Source organism: candidate division KSB1 bacterium, assembly GCA_016214895.1.
Classification (GTDB): domain Bacteria; phylum Electryoneota; class RPQS01; order RPQS01; family RPQS01; genus JACRMR01.
This window is the reverse complement of record JACRMR010000007.1, coordinates 35,596-60,900: the sequence shown is the minus strand read 5'-3', so window position 1 is coordinate 60,900 and position 25,305 is coordinate 35,596. Positions and strand designations below refer to the sequence as shown.

General features: G+C 59.1%; 15 protein-coding genes and 5 tRNA genes. 8 read left to right on the top strand and 12 right to left on the bottom strand.

The window, feature by feature from the left end; genetic code table 11:
* Positions 1-128 precede the first annotated feature (128 nt).
* The 9 genes from rplT to HZB60_04440 all read right to left on the bottom strand — a co-directional run bounded on the left by rplT (position 129) and on the right by HZB60_04440 (position 4,364).
* Complete coding sequence (gene rplT / locus HZB60_04480) at positions 129-476, bottom strand: 50S ribosomal protein L20 (GenBank protein MBI5059023.1); 348 nt, start codon at positions 474-476, stop codon at positions 129-131.
* Positions 477-630: 154 nt separating this feature from the next.
* Positions 631-846 (bottom strand): 50S ribosomal protein L35, encoded by a 216-nt coding sequence (gene rpmI / locus HZB60_04475; GenBank protein MBI5059022.1) that lies wholly within the window; start codon positions 844-846, stop codon positions 631-633.
* 25 nt (positions 847-871) lie between these two features.
* Entirely contained in the window at positions 872-1,417 is a 546-nt protein-coding gene (locus tag HZB60_04470; protein ID MBI5059021.1) for a translation initiation factor IF-3, read from the bottom strand.
* A 3-nt stretch (positions 1,418-1,420) separates the two neighbouring features.
* Positions 1,421-3,334 (bottom strand): threonine--tRNA ligase, encoded by a 1,914-nt coding sequence (thrS, locus tag HZB60_04465; protein MBI5059020.1) that lies wholly within the window; start codon positions 3,332-3,334, stop codon positions 1,421-1,423.
* 135 nt (positions 3,335-3,469) lie between these two features.
* Positions 3,470-3,546 (bottom strand) — tRNA-Val (locus tag HZB60_04460).
* 246 nt (positions 3,547-3,792) lie between these two features.
* A tRNA-Leu gene (locus HZB60_04455) sits at positions 3,793-3,878 on the bottom strand.
* A gap of 30 nt (positions 3,879-3,908) precedes the next feature.
* Positions 3,909-3,981: transfer RNA gene (locus HZB60_04450), tRNA-Cys, on the bottom strand.
* A gap of 114 nt (positions 3,982-4,095) precedes the next feature.
* A tRNA-Gly gene (locus HZB60_04445) sits at positions 4,096-4,167 on the bottom strand.
* Between the two features lie 124 nt (positions 4,168-4,291).
* Positions 4,292-4,364: transfer RNA gene (locus HZB60_04440), tRNA-Ala, on the bottom strand.
* 329 nt (positions 4,365-4,693) lie between these two features.
* Between HZB60_04440 and HZB60_04435 the strand changes: the two genes are divergently transcribed.
* From HZB60_04435 to HZB60_04415, 5 genes are all read left to right on the top strand, one after another.
* A complete protein-coding gene (locus tag HZB60_04435) occupies positions 4,694-6,190 on the top strand; it encodes a serine hydrolase (GenBank protein ID MBI5059019.1) in 1,497 nt (498 codons plus the stop codon).
* A 305-nt stretch (positions 6,191-6,495) separates the two neighbouring features.
* Positions 6,496-7,719, top strand: a complete 1,224-nt coding sequence (locus HZB60_04430; protein ID MBI5059018.1) for a T9SS type A sorting domain-containing protein — start codon at positions 6,496-6,498, stop codon at positions 7,717-7,719.
* An 8-nt stretch (positions 7,720-7,727) separates the two neighbouring features.
* Positions 7,728-9,734: a S8 family serine peptidase gene (locus tag HZB60_04425; protein MBI5059017.1), complete on the top strand. Its 2,007-nt coding sequence runs from the start codon at positions 7,728-7,730 to the stop codon at positions 9,732-9,734.
* A 157-nt stretch (positions 9,735-9,891) separates the two neighbouring features.
* On the top strand, positions 9,892-11,412 hold the full coding sequence (locus tag HZB60_04420; protein MBI5059016.1) for a T9SS type A sorting domain-containing protein: 1,521 nt from the start codon (positions 9,892-9,894) through the stop codon (positions 11,410-11,412).
* A gap of 11 nt (positions 11,413-11,423) precedes the next feature.
* Entirely contained in the window at positions 11,424-15,032 is a 3,609-nt protein-coding gene (locus tag HZB60_04415) for a T9SS type A sorting domain-containing protein (GenBank protein MBI5059015.1), read from the top strand.
* Between the two features lie 98 nt (positions 15,033-15,130).
* Here the strand turns inward: HZB60_04415 and HZB60_04410 are convergent, their stop codons facing one another.
* Positions 15,131-15,973: a hypothetical protein gene (locus HZB60_04410; GenBank protein MBI5059014.1), complete on the bottom strand. Its 843-nt coding sequence runs from the start codon at positions 15,971-15,973 to the stop codon at positions 15,131-15,133.
* A 206-nt stretch (positions 15,974-16,179) separates the two neighbouring features.
* On the opposite strand from HZB60_04410, the gene HZB60_04405 reads away from it, so the two are divergent.
* The 3 genes from HZB60_04405 (at position 16,180) to HZB60_04395 (ending at position 18,361) form a co-directional block, all read left to right on the top strand.
* The gene (locus HZB60_04405) at positions 16,180-17,136 is read left to right on the top strand and encodes a GNAT family N-acetyltransferase (protein ID MBI5059013.1); all 957 of its coding nucleotides are present in this window, start codon (positions 16,180-16,182) and stop codon (positions 17,134-17,136) included.
* 26 nt (positions 17,137-17,162) lie between these two features.
* Entirely contained in the window at positions 17,163-17,798 is a 636-nt protein-coding gene (locus tag HZB60_04400; protein MBI5059012.1) for a T9SS type A sorting domain-containing protein, read from the top strand.
* 155 nt (positions 17,799-17,953) lie between these two features.
* The gene (locus tag HZB60_04395) at positions 17,954-18,361 is read left to right on the top strand and encodes a prepilin-type N-terminal cleavage/methylation domain-containing protein (GenBank protein MBI5059011.1); all 408 of its coding nucleotides are present in this window, start codon (positions 17,954-17,956) and stop codon (positions 18,359-18,361) included.
* A gap of 200 nt (positions 18,362-18,561) precedes the next feature.
* Here the strand turns inward: HZB60_04395 and glgP are convergent, their stop codons facing one another.
* On the bottom strand, positions 18,562-21,123 hold the full coding sequence (gene glgP, locus HZB60_04390) for an alpha-glucan family phosphorylase (GenBank protein MBI5059010.1): 2,562 nt from the start codon (positions 21,121-21,123) through the stop codon (positions 18,562-18,564).
* 154 nt (positions 21,124-21,277) lie between these two features.
* Positions 21,278-25,276: a S8 family serine peptidase gene (locus HZB60_04385; protein ID MBI5059009.1), complete on the bottom strand. Its 3,999-nt coding sequence runs from the start codon at positions 25,274-25,276 to the stop codon at positions 21,278-21,280.
* Positions 25,277-25,305 lie beyond the last annotated feature (29 nt).

The following is a 25,305-nucleotide window of genomic DNA, read 5'->3' as shown; positions in this document are numbered from 1 at the left end:
CTTTGATACCCCGGCTGAGGGGTGCGCTAAATCCAAATCATAAGAAAAGCGATTCCATGCCCCACGGAATCGCTTGACCTACTCACTTAACGGCGCGACATTCCCGCACCAGTTCCGACGTCAGCGATTTACGCGGCAATCTGACGAGCCAACGCCGCAAAAGCCGACGGATCATTCACTGCCATCTCCGCCAGCTGCTTGCGGTCGAGCACGATTCCCTGCGCATTCAGTCCCGCGATGAACCTGGAATAGCTGAGTCCGTGCTCACGAACCGCGGCGTTGATCCGCACGATCCACAGGCGGCGATACTCACGCTTCTTGCGCTTGCGATCCTTGAACGCCCGGGCCAGACCCTTCTCGAGAGTCTCCGTCGTGGCCTTGATCAGCGTGCCACGACGGCCAATATAGCCCTTCGCAGCCTTGAAAATCTTGTTTTTCCGGTGGCGGTCCGCCGGTGCATTGGTCGCGCGTGGCATTGCTTCTCCTTCGGCTGTTCCCCCCACTCTGCGGGGGGATTAAGAGGGGTTGATTCGCCCCTCGTTTTACGGTAACGGCTCCACGACAGGCCGTGTCCCGACACATGTAAGGCGGTTCCGCACGTGCCGGAACCGCGTCATCAACTCTCTTGCGTCACGCGCTGGGCGACTTGATCGCCGTACCGAGCAGTCGGCGCAGAATCTTCAGATTCGCCCGCTCCGTCACGAAGTTGCCCGCCAACGCGCGCGTCCGCTTGCTGGCCTTGGCGACCAACAAATGGCGGCGAAACGATTTCTTGTGCTTTAACTTGCCGCTGCCCGTCAGCTGAAATCGCTTGGCGGCGCAACGTTTGGTCTTCATCTTCGGCATCTATCTTACTCCCTGTTTTCCGGGATTATTTCTTAATCAGAATCATCGTCATCATCCGCGGCCCTTCCAACTTGGCCGCCGATTCGACCTTCGCGACATCCGTCAGCTCCGTCGCCATGCGCTCCAGCATGCGCGTCCCAAACTCCTGATGCGTAATCATCCGGCCGCGAAACATGATCGAACACTTGACCTTGGCGCCCTCCATGATGAACTGCCGCGCCAACTTGACCTTCGTCATCAGGTCGTGGTCGTCCGTCGTCGCCGTCAGCCGGATCCCCTTCAGCACCGTGGCCGTCTGCTTCTTGCGCGCCAGACGCTCCTTGCGCTGAATATCGTACTTGTACTTGCCATAGTCGGTAATCTTGACTACCGGCGGTGTGGCCAGCGGTGCGATTTCCACCAAATCCAGATTCGCCTCCCGCGCCATCCGCAAGGCCTGTTCAATCGGCAACACGCCGACCTGCGACCCGTCGCTGCCGATCACACGGACCTCAGGCACGCGAATCCGCTCGTTGATGCGAGTCGGATCCTGCTTGGGTTCCGGTCTGAAAAATGGACCGCGTCTTTCCATCAATTAGTGGGAGACACGCGATTGAATCTCCGACGTCAGTCGCGAGATGACATCGGCAATCGGTACGCTCCCTAAATCTCCTTCTTTTCGCCGTCGGAGGGATACTTGCCCCGCTTCCGCTTCGCGCGCGCCAATCACCGCCATATAGGGTACCTTGTGAATCTCGGCATCGCGAACCTTGAAGCCCAATTTCTCATTGCGTGGATCGATACTCGCGCGGAACCCAGCCGCGACGAGTCGGGCCAGCACGTCCGCGCAGTACACCTCGGCCTTATCCGTGATCGGCAAAATGCGAATCTGTTCCGGCGACAGCCACAGCGGTAAGTCGCCGGCGTAATGCTCGATCAGGATGCCGATAAACCGTTCCATCGAGCCCAGTAAGGCACGATGGATCATCACCGGGGTATGGCGAGCGCCGTCCGCGCCGACGTATTCCAGGCCAAAGCGGGCCGGCATTGAAAAATCACACTGCACCGTGCCGCACTGCCAGGTCCGCCCGATCGCATCCTTGATATGAAAGTCGATCTTCGGCCCGTAAAACGCGCCGTCGCCGGGATTCAATTTGTACGAGACCTGTAGTCTGTTCAATGCATTGGCCAGCGCAGTTTCGGCCTGGTCCCAAATCTCGTCGGAACCGACTCGCGAGGGTGGCCGGGTCGAGAGCTCGACGCGAAAATCGGAGAAGCCGAAATCGCGGTACATCTCGAAAATAAACTCGACAACCCTGGCCGCTTCAACTTCGATTTGCTCCGGCGTCACATAGATGTGCGCGTCGTCCTGGGTGAACACCCGCACGCGAAACATGCCGTGCAGCACCCCGCTCTTTTCATAGCGGTGCACTGTGCCCAGTTCGCAAATCTTCAGTGGCAAATCCCGATAGCTCACCTGATGATTGCCGTAGATCAGGCAATGGCCCGGGCAATTCATCGGCTTCAGAGCATACATCTGCTCCTCCACCTCCGTGAAATACATGTTCTCACGGTAGTGGTCCCAGTGCCCCGACTTCTTCCACAGCTCCTCGTTCAGCACGAACGGGGTGCGCACCTGCTCGTAACCCGCCGCGCGATGTTTCGCCGTCCAGTAGCGCGCAATCTCATCCCAGATGACCTGCCCCTTGGGATGGAAGAAGACCGCGCCCGGCGATTCCTGATGAAAGCTGAACAGATCGAGTTCTTTGCCCAGCTTGCGATGGTCCCGCCGCTTGGCCTCTTCGATCCGGTGCAGATGCTCCGCCAGCAGCTCTTTGGTCGGATAAGCCGTCGCGTAGAGCCGCTGCAACATCTTGTTCTTCTCGTCGCCGCGCCAATACGCTCCGGCCACCGAAAGCAGCTTGAAATGCTTGATGCGGGACGTGGTGTCCAGATGCGGGCCGCGGCACAGATCGACGAAATTCCCCTGTTCGTAGATCGTCAGGTCTTCGGCCAGCTCGCTGATCATCTCCAGCTTGTAATGCTCGCCCAGCCGATGGAACAGGGCAACGGCCTCGGCACGGCTGATATCCTTGCGAACCAGGCGCAGATTCCGCTTGGAAATCTCCACCATCTTCGCCTCAATGACCGGAAAGTCCTCTTGGGTGAAGACGTGCGGCGAGTCGATGTCGTAGTAGAACCCGTCAGCAATCGGCGGGCCGATGGTGAGCTGCGACTCCGGCCAGAGCTCCTTGATCGCATGCGCCATCAAGTGCGCGGCCGAATGCCAGTAGGCATGCCTGCCGGCTTCGTCCTCAAAGGTGACAAACCGCAGCTGGCCACCGTGATCCAGCGGACGGTAGAGGTCCCAGATATTGTCGTCCAGCACCGCCACCAGCACCCCGGTGGCCCCCACCTGCACGTCTTCGCCCAACACATCGCGGGGCTTGGTGCCGGCAGGCACCGTAACTTGCCGGCCATCCTGCAGTGTGAGTTCTACGTCGCTCATGCTATCGTGTGGCCCGAGTCCGGGCGGGTAACGCGCGTCACGGATGTTGTGAACCTACTATCTCGCAAGCGGTAACCCGCCGCGGCGAGTTGCCGGCCTAAGCCGCGCTTGGCGGCAGGGGTCCACAAGCTGTGGTGGTGGGCGATACAAGATTCGAACTTGTGACCTCTTGCATGTCACGCAAGCGCTCTAACCAACTGAGCTAATCGCCCCAACAAGAAAAATATGAAAATCGAAACTGCCGATCCCGACGGCACCAACAAAAAGACCGCGACATCTGCGGCCTCGTCAACCACCGTCGCGGTTCGCGATATACCGTCAGAATGAGGTGTCGGTTCTGGGTTCTTGACGTTTCCTTTCGTCGGTCATCCGATCCGAGACTTTGCTTGCGCTCGCCGCTCGAACCCGCACGGACTACCCGCGCTGCGCGCCTGCTGACCAGCATGGAAACTGGTTAGTGCCGAGGGCCGGACTCGAACCGGCACGGGAGGATAAGTCCCTGGGGATTTTAAGTCCCCTGTGTCTACCATTTCACCACCCCGGCTCCAAATTCCGAGCCTCAAGGTCGGCGGTGAGGCGCCGAGCGGATTCGAACCGCTGAATAGAGGTTTTGCAGACCTCCGCCTTAACCACTTGGCTACGGCGCCCTGTGCCAAGTATGAAGTTTGAACTATGAAATATGAACTATGAAGCCGAGTTCAGACCGAGCCCGCACCACGACTTCTTCATACTTCATACTTCATATGTCATACCTTCTGCGGAGCGGGAGACGGGATTCGAACCCGCGACAGCCACGTTGGCAACGTGGAACTCTACCACTGAGTTACTCCCGCAGAAGACCAATTCAAAAACGCGGAAAATCAGAAATGCAGAAACTCACGCCACCGAATTCACTGCGCAAACCGGACTGGCGTTTCCGCATTTCCGCGTTTCTGAATTTCTGCATTTTCGGCTTCGTGGACCTGAGGGGGATCGAACCCCTGACCTCTTGAATGCCATTCAAGCGCGCTCCCAGCTGCGCCACAGGCCCATGGGTATGCCGTAAGAACCCGCAATATAAGCAATTCGACCCCACTTGTCAAGCAGGATGGCCCCGTTCCAAGTGCGCCCCGTCAGTCGATGATAAAGCACAAATCTTTTATTATTATGCGTTTAAGTCAGTGTCGTCGATCGTCGCCGTGAGGCGGTGGGAAACCCCTGATTCCCGCCGAATGACTCGAACGGGCCCGAAGCAGGGGCCGAGCCGGTCCCACGCGTTTCTCCGCCTCCCGGCAGGTCCCGAGTTAAACCTTCCCGGGGGGTGTCCGGTCGAATAGTGCGTGTACGATACTCGAAACCAACAGCCCCGGGAGACTTAATATGAAACTCTGCGCTCTGGTCGCTTTCGTTTTATGGTTCGGTTGGTCGGTCGATGTTGGAGCACAGCCCAGCGGGCCACGCTCGATAGCCGCACAAGGCGTGGCTCGAGAGCAGGCGGAGCCGAGCAGCCTCCCGCGTCCGCATGCGGTCACCGCGCTCGACACGACCCGGTTAAATGCGTTTATCGACAGCGTCATGCAAGCCAACAACACGCCGGGAGTGGCCGTTTGCGCGATCCATGACAGCGACATCATCTGGTCACACGCTTACGGCTGGGCCAATGTCCAGCAGCAATGGCCGGTCGGTGATTCGACTCTATTCATGCAGGCCTCCGTCTCCAAAGTGGTCACCGCCGTCGCACTGATGCAGTTGTGGGAAGACGGGTGGTTTGAACTCGACGATCCCGTCAACGACTTTCTCCCGTTCGCCGTGTCCAATCCTTCGTACCCGACTGCCGTGATCACGTTTCGGATGCTGCTCACGCACGGTTCAAGCATTCGGGACTGGTGGACGGTTCTGGACAGCCTCCGAAGACCGGGAGACCCGACGGTCACCATCGCTGAATTCCTCCAGAATTATCTGGTTCCTGGCGGCCAATACTACAACGCGTCTCAGTGCTTCCTGCCGCAACCGCCGGGGGCGGCCATGACCTATACCAATGTCGGCGCGACTCTGATCGGATATCTGGTCGAGCGGATCAGCGATCTACCCTTTCACCTCTACTGCGAAGCCAACATCTTCTCGCCGCTGGGAATGGACCGCTCGGTCTGGTATCTCCAGGGTCTGGACACGACCACACTCGCCACGCCCTATATGCCAAACGGCAGCACGCCCTACGTCCTCTACAGCAGCCCGCTCGTTCCGGCGGCGATGCTGCGAACCAATATTCCCGAGATGTCGCGCTTTCTGCTCAGCCTGATGAACCGCGGCGAAGTGGGAGGAGTGCGGATACTCGATGCGGCCACGGTCGATACGATGTGCGCGGCCCATGCGCAAGGGCCGTGGGGACCCCAGGGACTGATCCTCAGGGAATCGGAGGCGGTGCCCTATGACTCACTGTGGTTTCATCCCGGCAGCTACTCGGGCGTTTCGACCCAGTTCCAATGGGACGCGATCAGTCGGATCGGAGTGCTGGTGATGATCAACGGAAGAAACGGACCCAACGATTCGCAAATCACGACGCTGGCGGATGAAATCTACATCACGGCGCAGGAAGCGATTCAATGTGAACCCGCCACGCAGGTCACCGGTTATCTGGCATCCGGCGCCGGACAGATCGAGATCCGATACCTTGCTCCCACCGACGGCACTTACCAAGTTTGGAAGACATCGAATCCCGGCAACGATGGAGACCCCGACGCCGGAACTGATCCCGACTGGATGCTGGTCGGAACTCAGAATGTTGCGGCGGGCGAAAACCTCTTTTCAGTGTCGGCGGGGACCGAGAGCTACGCGAATTTCGTAGTGGTACACGATTGCGGACCGGTCATGCGGTAGCTGCGTCGCCGCGACACCTGTCCAAAGCGGGAACATGAGTTGCGCGATGCCGCGGGACTCTTCTCATCGCGGCGCGCCACCCGGCTCAGGAACTAATGTGGCGCCCCTTTCGAAGGTGCGGTGAATCGGAGCGAAGTGGGCGGAATTGATGATAATACAGAGCATATCGCGGGGGGGGGATGAGGGCGGGTTGACAATGTTGATTGCGTAGAGTAGATTATTGCTATCGATCAAACCCGGAGGCCGGAGCGATGCAGAGAACTTCTTCACGGTGGCCCAACCGCAAACCCAATTCAGGCGAACTCATGCCGCATCTGTGGCGCTGGGTTCGCTTTGTCGTGTATTGGTGGGTGTTGCTTGCCATTAATCCAGCTCGCGCTTGCGGGCCAAACTGGACGTTTCTGGGTGGACCACCTGCTGAAGTACTCTGTGTGACTAAGAGTAGCGGACCGGACGGAGCGACTATCGCAGGCACGCTTGGTGGGATCTACCGGTACGACGACTCCGGTGGGGGATGGCAATCAATGTTGTTTGGCATGCCGATCTGGCAGTTCGCTGGTACGTTACCTCCATCAGATACGATGTTTGCCGCCACGTCGCTAGGGCTCTATCGCTCCGTCAATTCTGGGCAACAATGGGACTTGTTCCAGCGGAATCCGCCATGGGGAGGTGAGATGCACGCGTTCTCTATCTCGCCACATCGTGCAGATCAAATGCTGGGATCATGGCATGACGATAATGAATCTGGATATCTCTACGCGAGCAATGATCGAGGCATTGACTGGGGTTTTGTTAGCTCGGGGGTGCCCGGTTGGGCGGGATTGGTATATTCGTCGACAGCCTCGGAAACTATTTACTTTGCAGAAGCCACGTTGTTTGCCGAAATCTCACTTACCGACTCGAGTATTCGTTACTTACATGACTACTGGCAACAAGACATTCATCGTATTCACCACCATCCAGTCAATGACTGGATTTACATACTCACAACGGATTCGCTGACAATCTACGACGAATCGCTGGACTCCTTGGTCGTCTATCCGTTGCCAGCAAGTGTCGGCGTTGCATTCGACATGTGCATCGACACCCGTGGAAATCTACTGATCGGAGGATGGAACGGGATCAGCTTAGTCGACGAGACGCTGCAGAATTGGACCGATGTTGCCGACACCCTTTCCAGCGGCAGGCCGCTATATACGGACGATTCCACTTGGATCGTTGACCGGCTGGAAGGCATCTACTGCCGCACGCCGACGACAGAAGTCAGAACGGACGAGCGGCCGGCGCACCGTATTCAGATTCTAACCTATCCAAATCCGGCGAGTACCGAACTCAAGATTCGTGCCGAGGTGGCCACCGAATTCAGGCTCTACAACGTTTTGGGGCAATTGGTCGCAAGCACTTCTACGGCACGCTCCACCTATGTGACGCGACTTGCCGTCGCCTCGTTGCCTGCTGGTATCTACTATCTAAGCGCCGCCGGTATCGACGGACCTGCTCACATCCAATCCGTCGTAATCAACCATTAGAGGGAATCATGCAAGCCCGCATCAACGTCACTCTGGTCATGCTAATGTGCTTCCTGTCAGTCACATCCCTTAGCTTGGCCGGGGGGACAACATCATTTGGCATATGGAACGGTGGTCTCACTGAATTCGTTGACGGCGAAGCGCTGCTCGGATTAGAGAACGGCGCAACGTGGACGGATATTGCGCCCTATCTGACCGAAGTTGATCTTGATTCGGTGGTTGCGATGCGCCGGATAAATTCCTTCACCTTGTATTTTGATGACACGATGGATGTTGTGATGCTGTGCGATTCTGTTGCGAATAAGCCGTTTGCGCAGTATTGCGAGCCGAACATGGTTATGTATGAGCAGTCGGTTGATTCCTACTGGGGGCTTCAATGGTATCTACACAATACAGGGCAGAGTTTCGGTACCAGCGGCGCGGACATCATGTGGGTCGAAGCTGCGACCATCTCCCGGGGTGACGTGAATACTAAGGTCGCCATTCTTGATCGAGGTATTCCGTATGATGATGAAGACAATATATTCCGGAACCCAGATTTGGACGATCCGGACAGAATCACTCTGGGTTGCATCTGTCATGATGAAGGGTTTCGAGGATGGAATGAAACCAATGATCCCATTCAATCAAGAGGACACGGAACCGCGTGCGCGGCGATTGCCGGCGCGCAGTCGAACAACGACACGCTTGTAGCGGGAGTCTGTCCCGAGTGCGGATTGGTAGTTGAGAAGATGGCTCACAATGGAGTTGTTTCGATTGCTCACTTCTCCGATGCCCTCGCAGATGCCATAATGGATCACGGAGCGTCGATCATATCATGGAGTTACTCTTCCAACGGCGCAAGCGAAACTGCTCGATCAGCAATTTTGAGCTATGCGGATGAGAATGTGCTCTTTGTCTTCCCAACTGGAAATAGCGGAAACGACACGATTCAATTTCCGGCAAACATGGTGGACGAGTTACCCGACCAGATCATCGCCGTAGGTGGGACTGACCAAAACGACCAGCGATGGCGAGAGGATGACGCGCCCACCTGCTTCGGCGCCAACTACGGAACAAGGATTTCATTGGTCGCGCCGGCAGGCGCCTATGGATGCGACGAGGAGCACGGCCCGAGTTGCATGACCTTGTTGACCCTGCGACAATGGAATGGAAGCAATTCATCCCTCCTTTGCGACAACGAGATCGTAGACGGCCAGATCGGCTACAAGAGTGGAACCTCTTTCTCCACGCCCATGGTCGCGGGGATCGCCGGATTGCTCCGGTCCTACCGCCCAAGCCTTAGTCCAGCAGATGTCAAGAGCATTCTCCAGCTTTCGTGTGACGATGTGAACGCCAACGAGGCTGATCGACGGGGATATGACGAGGAGCTTGGCTACGGCCGCGTCAATGCCTTCAAAGCTTTGCTGCGCTCACCGGGCGAGAAGACTCTGATCTCCGATTTGACGGTCCGCAAGCACATCTATGACCATGACGAAGATGGGGATGATCTAAGCCCGTACTTCCTGGTGGATCAGTTGACCGTCCCGCAAGACATGACTCTCACGATCAATCCCGGGACACGGATCAAGTTTGATGCCGGAGCATCCCTCGACATCTCCGGCAAGTTGCAGGCAAAGGGCACGGAGGCGGAGCCGATCATCTTCGAGTTCCCCTCGAATACCGGCGGCGGTGGGATTTACTTTGTGAATGCGGACTCCGTGGAACTCGTACATTGCATCTTCAAGCGCGCGCCGATTGTGTTCGTGCAGGGCGGGGATTACACGTGGATCAACAACTGCACGTTCGATAGCTGCTTCTACGGTCTCGAAGCCTACGACGTGACGACCGCGAATTCGCTGATCGAGTACAATCTGTTCACGCATTGTCGTTACGGGATCCTCGGTCTCGCCAGCGCGGGGACGTTCGAGTACAACACGCTCGACTCGTGCGACAAGGTCGGCATCTACTGGCAGGGCGACCGCACCAACGGCGAGCGCGCGCGGTTCACGAACAATGAAGCGCGCATGGCCTGACGTGATCGTGCCTCTATTGAAGTTCTCATAAATCGGAGCGAAGTGGGCGGAATTGATGAGGGGGGGGGGGGGGGGGGGGGGGGGGGGGATGAGCGGTTGACAATGTTGATTGTGTAGAGTAGATTATTCCCATCGATCAAACCCGGAGGCCGGAGCGATGCAGCGACTTTCTTCACGGTGGCCCAACCGCAAACACAATTCAGGCGAACTCATGCCGCAACCGTGGCGCTGGGTTCGCTTTGCGGTGTTGTGTGCGATGGTACTCATTGTTAATGCTGCAAATGCGCAGTCATGGGACCAGCTCATTCCATTGACACGGGACAACTACTACCACCACGGCCCGCAAATGATCGTGGATGAGGCCCTGCAAATCCACCTCTTCACGGTGCGGAGCGTGCAAGAGGCGATTCAGCAGCCATCCTGCCTCGCCTACCAGCGATTTGACAACTGGGGCAACCCCCTGACGACTTCCGTTCTGATCGCGCCAGACAGCCAGCGGATGGATCACTGGCCGGGAGTGCTCAGGGATCACCACGGCGCCATCCACGTCGTCTGGTGGCGCAGCTACGACTTTCCATGGTGGATGAACCGCTTCATGTACGCGAAACTTGACACCGCTGGCAACTTTCTCATCGAACCGAGAGAACTGCCATGGTCCCACGTATTCCCTGGATTCAGCCAGAACGGCATTCACTTGGTTGAAACCAACAACGACGTCATCTGGTACTCCGACCTGACGCGATTCATGAGCTTCGACGAGAGCGCACAAGTCATCGACTCGCTGCAGCCGATCGTGCCTCTGCCGGACGTGACCGGATACTCACTCTTGGCTCTCGCACCCGACCAATCAGTATGGACGGCGTTCCGCCACGCGCCTGGTGACGAGCTGCAGCAGGTCTCTGTGATGCGGATGGATACATCACCGCGCGTCCCCGAGCTCGTGCTGTCCAGCGGCGATCCGATACCGCATCAGATCGGAAACGGACGGTTCTACATTGACACGACGGGAGCATTTCATCATTCTCTATGGAGTGAATTTTCAGGCGAATTCTATGCCCGCGATCCCCGCGACGGGTCGGGGGGCGACACGGTAAATGTCGGTACGGAAGCACTATACACCTCTACGGACTGGATCCTCGTCCCTCCGGATACACTTTTGTTCATTCGCGGAATTGCCGCGTCGCACCTCATGCAGTTCAACGGCTTCAACTTCGCGGGACGCCGTGTCATCGGACCAACCCTCGTGACACCTGCGGGAGTGTGCATTGATCCGTTTATCTGGAAACGAGGCGGCTATTGGCTGGCCCAGTTCTCGGTTCGGCACAATCCCACGCGCGACCAAATCGATCTCACGCATATCCCCGGTCCGGACGAGCCGCCGAACTCCGTCGCAGATCGTCGTCCGACCGCCAGCCCGGGCACAGGAACCCTCACCGTGTATCCACAGCCCGTTCAGTCCTCGTTTGTGATCGTGTCCCCGACGCGGCTCACCGGTCAGACCGAGATCTTGCTCTACAACCTGCTCGGTCAGCGGATCGAACTCGACCAACCGCCGGCAGTGCACGGAAGCGACATCCGCGTCGTGCTTCCGTCCTCGCTCGCCTTTGGAACCTACTTCGTGCACATCTCCACGCCCTACCATGCGTGGGTGAAGCGAATCATCTATCTCAAACCGTAAGGGAGTATCTCATGCGACCGTTTCTTTTGCCGACAACCTCTCTTCTGCTCCTGGCTGCTGCCGTCGCCCTCGCGCAGCCCAATCTTGTTCCGGGTTTTCCGATTTGGTTCAATGATCGCGGGCTGGTGGGCATTCAGGACCGCGGCGCACTGGTTGTGGATGTCACCGGCGACGGTTACCCGGAGGTGATCGTGCTTGCGGACGATCCCGATGATTCGTACGACAATGGACCAATCCACCTGCAGCGACGGATTCTGGTGTTCGATTATGAACATACCTCGGAAAGTAACCCGCTATTTGATTTCAGATTTCCTTCCGACTACAATCCTTTTCCCGGACGGGATGTGAACTTCGCATACCACTTCCGTGACGAGCCCGCCATTGCGGATGTGGACGGCGACGGATATCGTGAGATTGCAATAGGCGCGAGCGCCTATCTCGGATTCGTGAACGCCAGCTGCCCGACTGGAGATCACGGCACTGCCGACTGCCTTCACTGGTGCAGTGTTGTGCTCGTCTGGGAAATCACGAACGGGGAGGCGCAGCTCCTTGCGCAGTTCAGCTATGCGAACTGCCTGATGGCCACGCCCGCCGTGGCTGACGTTCGAGGTCCGGGTCCCGGCGAGGGGCCAGACGGAAGCGACGACCTGATCTTTGCCGGATCAGCTAATGACGGCGGTTTTCAAGATGAAGACGCGCATCCACCCATTCATACCGGCAAGGTGTGGGGTAACAGTTTGGTGGTCTTGTGCTGGGACGGGCAAGGCCTGAATGCTGTCACGCCACCCTACGCCGATTTCTACTTCAATCATCCATGTCCGCCCATTTGCGATCCATTCATACCGCTGGGCCCCTCAATGCCGGCGGTGGTGGACATTGATCAAGATGGCGGCCCAGAGGTAGTCGCCGTATTTCCCCGGGCCGAAGATGCGTCAGGAATGGCACGCGTCATCATCATGCACCCGGAGGAAGGCGATGATGCCACCGAAACGGTAGATGTAAGCGGATGGTATTTGCTTGGCAGGAGTGACGGCATCGGTTACGTTGTTGAGCCCGGACCGGTCGTGTGCGACCGCGATTTCAACGGCTCGCTTGAAGCCTACTTCCTCGCCAAGAACGAACCTGACGACAGCCCGTCACTGACAGCAATTATCGGGGTTGACCTCGCGACGCTAGCCTGGTCAGATTTCCGACTGCCAGAAGACCAACTGATCCAACGGCACAATCAACTCGCGGTGGCCGATGGGTATTCGGGAACTAAGTTGGACCTCTACGTTCCTTCCCTGCAATCCAACAACGGCGATACACGATTCGAGTGGCTCCGGGAGACCGATGTATTCGCAGTTAACCCTCAGGCTGAGCAAGGGTGGCCAAGATTGTTCACGCACAACCAAGCTAACCGATACGCCGGCTATTCGCCAGCGATCGTGAACACGAGTGGCGATCCCGACCTGCAGCTTGTCACAGAGGTTGGATTGAATGAGTCCGCAAGTATCCGGAACATGCGATTGGAGTTGACGTACGGTCAGGACTTCTCGTGGCCAGTGTCCGCTGGCTACCTCATTGAGACGGTGGATTTCAAGGCCGCCCCGACGATTTCCGATGTTGACGCCAATGGCACAGCAGACCTTGTGTTGGTAACAAGGACCAACGGCGTCGGAGCCAGCATTCAGGCTTACGATCTTGGCATCCCCTACAACCCTGAGACCAACGAGTGGAACGGTCTGAAGAACGGTCCCAAGCACACGGGCTTATACGCGCAGCCGGTGACGGGGACGCAGCCGCGGCCGAGCATGACGTGGGAAGGGCGCATCATCGTGCATGGGAACTACACAGTGCCCGCGGACTACTCCCTCGTGATCAAACCGGGAACGGTGGTCGAGTTAAGGCCGGACGCCAATTTGTTCATTGAGGGAACCCTGAGCGCGGTGGGCACCGACGGCGATTCGATCTACTTCAAAGCAGACGGCAGCTCGCCGTATTCGGCGCTGGATTTCTACAACGCGGAAGACGTCACGCTCGATCACTGTGTGATCCATGGCGGGGAGATGATCTCGGCGTCAGGCGGCCAGCTCACCGAAATCAAGCACAGCCGGATCTATGGCATGGAGACCGGAATCCAGGCGCTATTCTGCGCGCGCTCACAACTCCGATGCACGGGCAATTTGATCGAGAATTGCACGTACTACGGGATTCGGGGCAACGCGAGTGCCGGCGTATTCACCGACAACATCATTCGCACTTGCGGCCGTGACGGAATCTTCTGGAGCGGCGACAATTACGACACGGGCGAGGCGCCATTGTTCGTGTCTAACACCATCGAGTACAACGGGACAGTGTCGATCCCATACGCCGGAGGGTACTTCGTCAGTACGAATGCCGAACTGTCATGCAACCGGTTCCGGTATAACCAGCGTTACCAAGTTCTGGCGTACGCCGGTGCGAACTTGGTCATGAACAACAACACGGACGGCTGGGCATGCAACTTCCTGATCCAATCCCAGACAAGTTTGGTCTGTTATGGATGTTCGAATGCCCCGGCGCAGTGGAAACCGCTCATGCGGATCAACGCCTCCTATCCACAACTCAAGTACGGCTCCAATACGTTTCAATTCGATGTCGATGGAACGTACATCTACATTACGGATCCGGCGAAGCCCTGCACAGGTCCGTTCCCTTATCCCACGTGGTGGGACTTTACCGGAAACTACTGGTTCCCAGAGGGCGATCCTACCGGTGCGGGCGACGCGCATTTTTGTCCGATGCCTTGGATGGCGGACTATGCGCCTCTGGGAGTATCATGGGAATGCACTACGCTGCCCTTCGGCCTCCTCGAATCGGGTCCCGAAGCTGCGTTCCAGCAGGCGACTCGGCTCGAAGCCGACAGCAACTACCGCGCAGCAAGCGACCTTTACGAACTCATCATGAACGACTATCCCGAGAGCCCGGAGGCAATTTGGTCCGCGCGCGGCTATCTACGCTCCGGATTGAAGGCAGAGGTGGGTGCCATGTCGCGTCATGGCCTGCTGGAAGAGATCGGGCTTGACACCACAAGTGACAGCCGGACTCGTGAAGCCGCACGACGCGAAGCGATCCATGCCTCGATCGCGGCCGAGCGCTATGTCCAGGCTCGGGAAGAATTGCAGCTGCTTCGTGAGGACTCCTCGACGGCTCGAGACAGCGAATGGGTGGCGTTCACTTCGGCTATGGTGGATTACTTGGACGAAGGAGCCGGCGGAGCTCGTCAGACAGAGCGGATCGGCCAACGCCGTCAACGCCTCGCGCAGTTGGACAGGCGGATTCAAGAGATACTCGGTTTTGAGGCCGAAGATATCTCGCGGGACGAAGGTGGGATAACGGGCCAGGTTCTCGCCACCGCGCATCCCAACCCCTTCAACAACTCCGTCGCTATCGAGCTCACGCTGCCGAATGCCGGACTCGCGAAGGTCGAGATCTACAATCTGCTCGGGCAGAAGGTCACGACGCTGCTTGACAAGCGGTTAGACGCCGGCTTGACCCGCCTGAACTGGAACGCGTCCGCGGCCGCCGCCGGTGTGTATCTCTATCGCATCGAGTTCGCCGGCCGCGTGGAGACCCACAAAGTGATGTTACTGAAATAGGAAATCTCACCGCGCCCCCTCAACAAAAAGGCCGCACCCCACGGGCGCGGCCTTTCTACATCGATCCGCCGGAATCTCACCGGCTCACGAGCTACTCGTCAATTCGCGTCAACCTGCTTGTCCGCGGTCGAAATCGAAGCCATGCTCGCGCAATTCTCGCTGCAGAAGTAAACCTTCTGCCCGTCCATCACACGCGCCGGGGTCGTCCCCGTGACTTCAAACTTCTCGCCGGACATCTTGCAAGCCGCGATCTTGTGCCCGTCCTTGTTTTCCACGATGTTGCCTTCCGCCGTCGCCAGCGAAACCGCCTCGCGGTTGATCTCGGCAGCCATCGTCTTCAAGGTCTCCTGACACTTCACCGCGCACTCGTTGTCCGCGAAATAGTAGCGGGCATTCTCGATCTGCGTGTACGGAGTCTTGTCCGTCACTTCAAACTTTTTGCCCTTGTAAACGGCCATCACGTGGCCGTCCTTGCAGTCATATACGTTGGCGGCGAAATAGCCCTTGTCGCCACACAGCGAAGCCATCTTCGACGAGCATCCCGCCGAACCCGCCCCACCCGGGCAGCACGCCGCGCCCGCCATCTTCGTCTGCTTCGTCTTCTCACCCGAACCGCACGCACCGCCCGCACTCGCGTTCTTCGCGCCCTTGCTCGAACAGCTGCCGCCGCTGGCTCCGGTGCTCGAACAGCCACTGCCGCTGCCGGCTGTCTTTACCCCTGTGCTCGCACAGCTGCTGCCGCTGGCTCCGGGACTTGAGCAGCCACTGCCGCTACCCGCCGTCTTCACCCCTGTGCTTGCACAACTGCCGCCCGCGGTCTGCACCGCAGCCGTCTTCGTCCCGCTCTTGCAGGCACCGCCACAGGCATAGGTCATCGAACCCACTGCCACAATCGCCACTGCGGCCACCGAGGCCAGAATCAGACCCAGCTTCTTCGTCATCCTTGTTCTCCTGAATCCTGTAGGGATAGTTGACCCAATCGCATCGCGTAAATAATATACAAAACATCCAATTTATTCGTTCCCGTCATTCGGTACTTGCTGCACAACTCACTTGCGCCCTTCGAAAATTTTAAGTATAATCTATTATGGACTTATAGCCATTTCGTGCCTTATTCACCCCCTACCGAAGAGGCATGCAGCCTCCTATGCCTTACAACCTTGCCGGGTTTCCGGACCTCACCCTCCGCCAATTGTCAGCCAATGATGTGGACGCTTTCATCGATCTCGGACTGCCGACCTGTGCCTTTATGCACGGCCGACCACCGGACCAGCCCGAGAAGATGCGCAAAGACTTTGCCGCATTTGTTCGCGAGTATGCGTTCGCCCGCCAGAGCGCGATTTATGTGCTCGTTGATGGTTATAACGCGCTGATCGCACAGGTCTGGCTTCATCTCACAACAAACAGATTCAACGGACTGTCGGAGCTCTGGGTGTGGGATCTTACCGTCCACCCCGCCCACCGCGGTCGAGGTTTGGGCAGGGCGATGTTTGAGTTCGCCGTTGAGCAGGCCCGGGCGCGGTCGGCAGCGGAACTATGGCTGCTGGTTTCCAGTAAGAACCACAGCGCCATTGGCCTTTATCACTCGGTCGGCCTGAGTGATCGGGGGCACTTCATGGCTATGTCCGTTGAAAAGCAGCAACATGATGACGTTCGACGAATTCGTATCGGTACTGTCGAAATGCGCCCGCTCCACGGCGGTGATGTCGAAGCGCTCTACGGGCTTTGGACCAGCGGCGGCCTCGGTTACAAACTGACTGGACGGGACACTCCCGAGCGGCTTCAGGCTCATCTGAGCGGGCCGCACATCGGCGGCTGGGGCGCCTTCCGCGCAGACAAGATGGTCGCGGCAACTTTGATCAGCTCCGATGGTCGCAAGGGCTGGATCGAGCGCCTGGCGACCCTGCCCGAGGAGCGCCGCAGCGGCCTCGCGATGGCCCTGGTCACCGCCGCCAAGCAGACGCTGCTCGACGACGGAAATTTGGTGATCGGCGCACTGATCGAACACTCGAATCATCCGAGTCGGAAGCTCTTCGAGGCTGCCGGATTCTTACTCGACGACCATCACTACTACTACTCGTTTCGCGAATATCCCGACGCATAAGCAAAGTCCACACCGCAGGAGGTAATATGGACCGTCTGAGAGCAACTTTGGTCATCGCGCTGCTCGCGCTTTCGCTATCCGCAACCGCAACCGTGCACACGGTGACCGTCAGCAACTTCCAGTTCTCGCCTGCCACCGTGACGATTCAATTAGGCGACACGGTCGTCTGGAACAACACGGGCGGAACGCACAACGTCAACCACACCGGAAACCCGCAGCTGTTTCGCAGCGGTAATGCCGCGCCCGCACCGTGGACCTACCAGTATCCGAATGCGTCGCAGTCCACCCCGCTGCCCGTCGGCTCCTATCCGTACGTTTGTCAGCCGCACGCTCCGGGGATGGCCGGAACGGTCGTTGTCGAGGCGGCCGCCGCCGGCGACGTGCGCGCGGAATTGCCCGCGGCGACTGAACTGTCGCAAAACTTCCCGAATCCCTTTAACGCCAACACCGAAATCGTGTTCTCGCTGCAGCAATCCACGCCGGTGAAACTCGCCGTGTACAACGTCCTCGGCGAAAGCGTGCGCTCGTTGATCGACGGTGAGCTCAGCGCCGGGACGCACCGCCTGAACTTCGATGCGAGCGGCCTGTCCACCGGCATCTACTATTACGCGCTGGCGACCCCGACCACCACCCTCACGCGGAAAATGCTGTTTATGAAGTAGCCGCGGCTGCGGCTCGGATTGTGAACGGGTTGGCCCAGCGGGTCAACCCGTTTTGCTGTCCACCGCCTGAGTACCGTTCCAATTGTGCTGACCCGCCCGCGACAAAACTGGCACTCCCATTGCCTTAACCGGAGCAAAAGATGGAGTGAATGCCTATGCAACCGACCCGCGGAAGACAGCGAGGGTTCTCGCTGATCGAGATGATGATCGTGATGATGATAATCTCGTTGCTCGCGACGATGGCGGTCGCTCGCTTCATGCACATGCGCGACAAATCTCAAGTTGCCGCAGCCGCTTACGACCTCGATCTCGTGCGCAAGCTCCTCGCCTATTATGCCGCCGACTGGTCCACCTATCCGGTCGCCGTGGCCAGCTACGCTGACCTGCAATCCCAACTCATCGACGCCGATGGAAATTCGCTCGGGGAGTTGCCGTACAGCAACACGTTCACGTTTCTGTCCTACGCCCTCGATGCCAATAGCGACTATATCATCCGGGTGCAGGCCAACGATAATGGCTCCTCGATCCTTCGTGCAACGCCGGATGCTATCCTCCGCGAATAGTCCTGCATAGGCATTCTGCGGTAATCGGGCAAGGTGCCCGCCGGTTGGGTGAATTGAACCGCAGTTTCCCCAGCCGTTCGCCCCGCTCCACTGCCACTCTACGAGGAAGGCGAGTCGATGACTCGCCTTCCTCGTATGCTTCGTTCCGGCTGCGACAGCCCCGGCGCAAATTTCCGACAGCGCTCTCCGCCCGCGGATGGCTATGGCTTCACCGGTTCGGCCCAGTGCACCAATCCCAGTTTGAGCGGATTCGATAACAACGGATGGCTGGGAAGGACCCGCACCGTGTAGCCGAAGCGACCGCTCTCGCCCACGGAAACCCGTCCCGCATACTTGCCCCCGCTCTTCGGTTCGAGCGCCACACAGCCGAGCAACTGCAAGCTGCCATCAGGGCGAATCGGACCGTAGTACGCCTGGACTTCCACGTCCTCCGGCGACAATCCCCCCAGCTCGATGTCGGCCTGCACATCGACCGTGAATCCGACCTTGCCATTCGCGGTCGGCTGAAACGCCACCCGACTCACGCGGACGGCGGACCAGTGCCGCTGCAGCTCCGCCCGCCATTTGGCAAAGGCAGTCAGGCTTTCCCGACCATCCTGAGCCAACTTGTGCGCGCGGTCCAGCGCCGGGATATAGAAGTCCTCCGCATACTCTTTGATCATCCGGCTCGTGTTGAAACGCGGTACCAGATCGATGATGCTATGCTTGACCTTGCTGATCCACTGCGCGGGCAGCGCGCGATCGTCCCGCGTGTAGAACAACGGCACGACGGACTGCTCAATGGTCTCGAACAGGCTCTGCGCGTCGCGATCATCCTGCAGTTTCTCGTCGCTGACCGTCTTGCCGCGTCCGATGGCCCAGCCGACTTTCGGATCATAGCCCTCATCCCACCAGCCGTCGAGGATGCTCAGATTGAGTCCGCCGTTCGCCAGCACTTTCATCCCGCTCGTCCCGCTCGCCTCCAGCGGGCGGCGCGGCGTATTCAGCCAGATGTCCACGCCCTGCACCAGCATCCGCGCCACGCCCATGTCGTAGTTCTCGAGGAATATCAGACGGTGTTCGACCTTCTCCGCGCGAGCGAAATAGATCAAGTCGCGGATCAGCGCTTTGCCCGCTTCATCCTGCGGATGGGCCTTGCCCGCGAACACGAACTGCACCGGGCGCGCGGCGTCACGCAGCAACGCCAGCAAGCGATCGGGATAGCGCAACAGCAGCGTGGCCCGCTTGTACGTGGCGAATCGCCGGGCGAAGCCGATGGTCAGCGCATGCGGATCCAACAAGTCGTTCAGCTCCGATTCGCGCGGCTCAACCGGACTCGTGCGAGCGCGGTATTCCGCGACCCGCCGCCGGCAATAGTCCACCAGTCGCGCGCGATTCTGCTCCCGCACCCGCCACAGATCCGCATCCGGAATCTCCGGCACCTTCTCCCACGCCTGCTTGTGGTCCGGAGACTGCTTCCATTCGGGTCCCAGCACCTTGTCGAACAATTGACTCATCTCCGCCGACACCCACGTCCGAACGTGAATGCCATTGGTCACGTAGTCAATCGGAATCTCATCATACGGCAGATTCGGCCAACTCTCTTCCCATAACCGGCGAGACACGTCCGCGTGCAGCCGACTGACCGCGTTCGTATAGTCGGCCGTCCGCAATGCGAGAATCGCCATATTGAAGAGCTGTCCGGTCTGGCCCGGGAGCTTGCTGCCCAGGGCCTGCAATTCCTCGCGCTTCATGCCCAACGCCGGCAGCGAGCTGCTGAAGTACTTGTCCATCAAGTCGGGGGGAAACTGATCGATCCCCGCCGGGACCGGGGTGTGCGTCGTGAACACCGTCCCGGCGCTGATGAGCTGCGTGGCTTCCACGGTCGCCAATCCCTGCTCTTTGCGGGCGCGGATGATCCGGGCAAGCTGAATGAACGCGGAGTGTCCCTCGTTCATGTGGCAGACCGTCGTCGGAATGCCGAGCGCGGAGACCAGCGCCACGCCACCAAACCCCAGCACCAGCTCCTGTTGAATCCGCGTCTCCTTGTCGCCACCATACAGCGTGTGCGTGATGCGACGATCCGCCGCGTCATTTTCCGCAACATCGGTGTCCAGCAAGTACAACGGCACCCGACCCACCTGCACCTTCCACCCCTGTATCCACACCGTACGCCCGGGAAACTGCACCGACACGCGAACGCGATTGCCCTGCTCATCCGTTAACGGCAAAAGCGGCAATCGGTCAAAGTCGTTTTCGGGATAAAGTTCCGTCTGATAACCGTCACCCGTCAGCTGCTGCTGGAAATAGCCCTGCCGGTATGCCAAACCCACGCCGACCAACGGCAAACCGAGATCCGAAGACGATTTCAAGTGGTCGCCGGACAACACGCCCAGACCCCCGCTGTACACCGGCAAACATTCAGAGATGCCGTATTCCATCGAGAAATAGACGATCTCCCGCTGACGACAGATCGGACAGATCTTCTCGAACCAGGTCGGATCGTTCATGTAGCGCTCCAGCGTCCCCAGACAGCGATGATACTCGCCGAGGAAACCCGGATCGCGCGCCGCTTCGTTCAACCCCACCTGAGAGATCTCCTGCAGCATGCGCGCCGGATTGTGACCGACATGCTCCCACAGACCGGAGTCGAGGGCGCGAAACAGCGCGCCGTACTCCGGATTCCACGTCCAAACGAAATTGTAGGCCAGCGTCCGCAATCCGGAAATCGCGTCCGGCAGCGTCGGAATCACGTCAAATGTCGCCAGCGGCTTAACCTTCATCTCGACTCTCTTCTGCTGATTTACCCACCTGTCGAAGCCCGTTGCTGCAACTCCCATGCCCCGGGCCGCACCAAGCACCTGCACCGTACTTCGGCATGCGAAAGGGCCTCAAATGAGACCCTTTCTGCCGACCGAAATCGGAATCGTCCAGCAATTATTTCATCAACAGCATCTTCTGGATGCCGGAGAATTCGCCCGCCTGAATCCGACAATAGTAGATACCCGTGCCCGTCGCCGCCCCATTGAACTCAACCTGGTGGACGCCCGCCGGCTGCAGGCCGTCAAGCAACGTCGCTACCTGCATGCCCAGCACGTTGAAGACCTCGATCCGAACGTCCACACTCCGCGGCAATCCGTATTCGATCGTCGTCGATGGATTGAACGGATTCGGATAGTTTTGCGCAAGGTAGAAACGGTCCGGAATCAAGCTCGCCACGTCCGCCGCCGCCAAATCGACGGTCACGCGATAGTGGTTCGAGGTATCCGCGTCGCCGCCGTCATACCGCGCGAGAATCCAGAAGTTGTACGCACGGCTCTGGGTCACCGGATATACGAAGAACGTATCCTGAGTTGTTCCCTGCAAGCCGCGGCCGCCCAGCCAGATCTCGTAGCCGAGGAAGCCGTCCAGCGCACCGCGTCCGCGACCATTCGCGGCACCATCTGCCAGTGACAAGGCCGGATCCCAATTCAGCCGAATCTCGGGAACCGCCCAGTCATACTCGCCCACCAGGTTGCGCGCCGGATCCATCCGCCACAGCTCAAAGTCCACCGTGGTCGTGTCATCCGCATTGACCACGACGTTCGAGTTACTCCCCAGTTCGTAGTCCGGATAGGAAACCGTCATCGTGTACGAGCGCGCCACGACGCCGGTGAAGAAATACGTGCCGTCCGCCGCCGGGGTGATCGTGTAAGGTCCCAGCACAACCGGCACTTGTGTGTAATCGGGAGCCGGGTGCATCGTCAACCGGCCCCGGATCGCCCCGTGGCCCGTCACGGCGCCGGTCGTGAAGCGCAGCGCGTACGAGTCGCTCAAGCCAAAGACGGTGGCATCGTACGTGCCGGCATAGACAATCTGCAAGCCGGTCGTACCGTCGCCGTTCTCGCAGCCGATCGTCCCATCCGCATCCGTGGAGGAGTTGTCCTCGTAGTCCACGTGCTGGAACATCAGCTCAAACTCGTTGTCGCCTGTCAACGTCGGCCGCTCCGCCTGACTGTAGATAATGAGCTGTGCTGTGGTGCGGTTGGTCGTCGGCGAGAAGTGAGCAACGTCGTGATACTCCACGATAAATCGGTCATTCGCCGCGTCGTGATAGGTCGAGATATCGCCCGCACCATCCGCACGGTTGCTCTGCGCCGGACCCGGGTTATTGTCGTCCCACATCACAGCAATCATGGTATTGGGATCGGCTGCCGTGGGAATCGGCTGGTTGGAATAGGCCGTGCCGTTGGCGCCCGTGCCGATGCCGACCCAGCCGTCCGCGCCAATGCGCAGATTCGTCGATTCGACGCCATAGTAGCGCACCGGGAACGGACACGTTAGGTTCACGACCCAATCGTTGCTCGCCGTGCCGCTCGGCACCAGGGTGCCGGCTCCCCCTGCGTTTGGACTGATCTCCGTCCAGTCATAAACCGCGGGCAGGCCGGGATCATTGGCCTCGTACGCATAATATCCGTAATCGTCGGGTCCGGTGGGATTGTACCGCGCGTCTTCGATCTCAAAGTTCGCGGTCACATTCCCGTTCTCCGGCACTGTAACGGTGGTCGAGGCCTGGTCGCTGCCGGCCGCACAGCGCAGCTCGTAAGAGTTCCCGCCCGGCAATATCAACTCGTAGGTGCCATCCGCGCCGGTCGTCGCCGGAGGGATTGTGGCATTCGGAAAGAACGCGGTAAGCGTGGCGCCCAAAAGCGGAGTTCCGAACTGGTTGGTGACGGTGCCGTGAACCGTGCCGGTCTGCGCGGTGGACAATGTAAAGTTCTGCGTGACCGTGCCGTTGGTCACCACCACCTGCGTCTGGGCAGGGAGGTAGCCGTACGCACGTGCGGCCACCGTGTAAGTCGTGTTGCCGGGGACGCTCAGCGTGTAGTTCCCGTTCGCGTCCGTCAGCTGCCGCTGCGCACCACCGGAGATCGATACCTCGCCCGGAATTCCCGTGTTGCCGTTATCGCGAATCTGTCCCGAAATTGCCGCCCACGTATCGACCAACGTGACGTTCGCGCAGACGCCAAACGTCTGGGAACTCCCGCTGTTGATCGTGCCCGTCACGCGCAGGGTCCACGTTCCGGCCGGCGGATTCGCCACACTCGCGCGCTCGCAAACGTTGATGCTGTCGTCGCCGCGACCCGCCGGACTGCCGGGATTCTGCGGCAACAGCGTGTAGGGCAGATGAATCGTCCCATCCGGAGCGACCAAGCGCAAATCGAGATCGTTCACGAGTGTCGGCGTCACATTCCCCGCTGCCGGGACATCGCTCCACGCGATCGAGACATCCAGCACCGCCGTACCCGCGGCAACCGCAAACGGCCGATTCAATTCTTCCCCAACGTCCAGCGAGCCTTCATAAACGCCGCCAAGATTAAGATTCTGGACGGACTTCAGCGCGTTCACCAAACCAAAACCGGTCTGGTAATCCGGTCCGGCGGCACCGATGTCCGTGGTCGAATTGATCAGAATCGCCTTCATCGTTTCGGGCAACGGATCGGGTGCGCCGGGAAATAACAGGTGCCAGCGCTCAAGTATCAAGCAGGCCGTGCCCGATGTCGCGGGTGTCGCCATCGACGTTCCGCTCATATCCTGATAGCCGTAGCCCGGTCCGGGCGCGCACGAGGTCAGATTGACGCCCGTCGCGCTGACTTCCGGCTTGATCCGCCCGTCGTCGGTCGGACCCCAGGACGAAAACGAAGCCGTCGCGTCAGTCGAGGTCGTCGCGCCGCACGTGATGATGTTCTTCGCACCCGCCGGGACCGACATACAGCGATAGCTCGCCAAACCGCAGCCGGCATCGTTCCGCTCATTGCCCGCCGCGAAGAACATGATCAGCGGTTCGCCAAGCACGTCGCGCGTCATTTGATCCAGCAGCCGCGACGTCGTCTCGTAGTCGCCCATCCAATCGCAGTTGTACCCGTTGGGACTGATGTTCGCCCCAATCGAATTGGTCGTCAATTCGACCCCGAACTGCCGCCGCGCCTGCGTGTAATCCGGCTCGAAATCGTTGGGACTCTCGTACAGGCAATAGGGGATGCACACGTCGTACTGCCCGCTGATGATCCGCGCCCCCGGCGCCATGCCGCGATACGTCCCGTCGCTCTGCGTCCCGTCGCCGCCCACCGTCCCGGCCACGTGCGTCGGGTGATCCGCGATCGCCGCGATTTCATTCCACGTCACGCGCTCGCCGAAATCCGGATGCGTGCTGTCCACCATCCCGCCGTCATAGACCAGAATCGTCACGCTCGCGCCACTCAGATTATACGGGTCGCTCTGCACTTCGTTCACATGCAAGCGCGTCCGCGCCACATCGTTGACCATCTCCGGTGGCGGCGGACATTCGTCGATGAACGCGACGAAATCCATGCTCGCCAGTTCGTTCACGTTCCGCGGGTCGCCGGCGACCAACAGCGAATGAGCCGCGACAAAACGATGGCCAGGCTCCCAGCCCGTCAGCTTCAATGCGGACACGGCTTCATCAAGTGTGACGTCCGAATGCACTTCGACCGCGAAAATGCGCTCACTGCTCGAAAACTCGCTCCACGGACCAAACTCGCCGCGCGTCACGCGCGGATGCAGTTTGTAGTCCGCCCACAGCGGCGTCACGCTCCGCACGCCCAGTCCGGGCAGCAGCGACACGTCGAGTGTCGGCGGAATGCTCGCCGCATACGCCCGGTCCGGGAAGTAAGAGAGCAGCTCGATACCGTCGGCTTTCAAACGCTCGCGATCCCCGGCCTGCAGATAGTCCTCCAGTTGCAGCAACACGTGAACGCGCGTCCCCGTGGTCTGCATGTAAGCGGATTGTGGAATCTCGTACGCCCCGGCGTCAGGCGTAACCACGCCGCTCTTGAACTGTATCGCGTACGGCTCCGCCCACGCGACGCCCACAGAAACGAAGCTCGCAAGCAGCGCCCAGCAAGCCATTTCAAAAAGACTTCGTAGCTGTTTCATGGCAATCCCCTCTCAGGAAGTGAAACCTC

Excerpts from the sequence above, each read along its gene's own strand:
- HZB60_04435 (MBI5059019.1), top strand. The coding sequence starts at position 4,694 with ATGAAACTCTGCGCTCTGGTCGCTTTCGTTTTATGGTTCGGTTGGTCG.
- HZB60_04405 (MBI5059013.1), top strand. The coding sequence starts at position 16,180 with ATGCCTTACAACCTTGCCGGGTTTCCGGACCTCACCCTCCGCCAATTG.
- HZB60_04395 (MBI5059011.1), top strand. The coding sequence starts at position 17,954 with ATGCAACCGACCCGCGGAAGACAGCGAGGGTTCTCGCTGATCGAGATG.
- HZB60_04430 (MBI5059018.1), top strand. The coding sequence starts at position 6,496 with ATGCCGCATCTGTGGCGCTGGGTTCGCTTTGTCGTGTATTGGTGGGTG.
- HZB60_04410 (MBI5059014.1), bottom strand. The coding sequence starts at position 15,973 with ATGACGAAGAAGCTGGGTCTGATTCTGGCCTCGGTGGCCGCAGTGGCG.
- HZB60_04420 (MBI5059016.1), top strand. The coding sequence starts at position 9,892 with ATGCAGCGACTTTCTTCACGGTGGCCCAACCGCAAACACAATTCAGGC.
- HZB60_04385 (MBI5059009.1), bottom strand. The coding sequence starts at position 25,276 with ATGAAACAGCTACGAAGTCTTTTTGAAATGGCTTGCTGGGCGCTGCTT.
- glgP (MBI5059010.1), bottom strand. The coding sequence starts at position 21,123 with ATGAAGGTTAAGCCGCTGGCGACATTTGACGTGATTCCGACGCTGCCG.
- thrS (MBI5059020.1), bottom strand. The coding sequence starts at position 3,334 with ATGAGCGACGTAGAACTCACACTGCAGGATGGCCGGCAAGTTACGGTG.
- HZB60_04415 (MBI5059015.1), top strand. The coding sequence starts at position 11,424 with ATGCGACCGTTTCTTTTGCCGACAACCTCTCTTCTGCTCCTGGCTGCT.
- rpmI (MBI5059022.1), bottom strand. The coding sequence starts at position 846 with ATGCCGAAGATGAAGACCAAACGTTGCGCCGCCAAGCGATTTCAGCTG.
- HZB60_04470 (MBI5059021.1), bottom strand. The coding sequence starts at position 1,417 with ATGGAAAGACGCGGTCCATTTTTCAGACCGGAACCCAAGCAGGATCCG.
- rplT (MBI5059023.1), bottom strand. The coding sequence starts at position 476 with ATGCCACGCGCGACCAATGCACCGGCGGACCGCCACCGGAAAAACAAG.
- HZB60_04425 (MBI5059017.1), top strand. The coding sequence starts at position 7,728 with ATGCAAGCCCGCATCAACGTCACTCTGGTCATGCTAATGTGCTTCCTG.
- HZB60_04400 (MBI5059012.1), top strand. The coding sequence starts at position 17,163 with ATGGACCGTCTGAGAGCAACTTTGGTCATCGCGCTGCTCGCGCTTTCG.